Here is a 606-nt window from a genome sequence, read left to right on the forward strand (position 1 = left end):
CCACCAACGCCTTCTACGACGCCCTGGTCGAGGTCGACGGCTACCGCGAGATGGAGGTGACCGAGGCCGCCCAGGCGGTGCAGCGCTCGGGCTTCCCCGACGCCTACGCCGACCACGAGGCCGACGCGCGGGTGCTCGCCTCCGCGCTGACCGGAAACTCGCGGTCCGCCCTGACCTGCGAGGTGCCGGGCGGCTCCGACGAGGTCAACGCCGAGCTGCGCGAGGTCGGGCTGACCTTCCGCGCCGACCAGCTGCGCAAGGACGTGATCGACCAGGTCATCCGTCCCACCCTGCCCGGGGACCTCCTCGACGACGACACGCTCTTCCACGTGAACCCGACCGGCCGCTTCGTGGTGGGCGGGCCGATGGGCGACGCCGGCGTGACCGGACGCAAGATCATCGTCGACACCTACGGCGGCATGGCCCGTCACGGTGGTGGCGCCTTCTCCGGCAAGGATCCGTCCAAGGTTGACCGCTCCGCCGCCTACGCTGCCCGCTACGTGGCCAAGAACATCGTTGCCGCCGGTCTGGCGGATCGCTGCGAGATCCAGATCTCCTACGCCATCGGCGTGGCCGAGCCGACCTCCATCAGCGTCGAAACCTTCG

The 606-nt window shown here is 70.3% G+C and carries 1 protein-coding gene; it reads left to right on the forward strand.

Annotated features, from left to right (window positions below; all coding sequences use genetic code 11):
• A partial coding sequence (locus tag Q7C20_RS26845) for a methionine adenosyltransferase domain-containing protein (protein ID WP_375071203.1) occupies window positions 1-606 on the forward strand: 606 nt, incomplete at both ends.

The sequence above is a fragment of the Pseudomonas sp. AMR01 genome (assembly GCF_041946035.1).
Classification (GTDB): Bacteria; Pseudomonadota; Gammaproteobacteria; order Pseudomonadales; family Pseudomonadaceae; genus Aquipseudomonas; species Aquipseudomonas antarctica_B.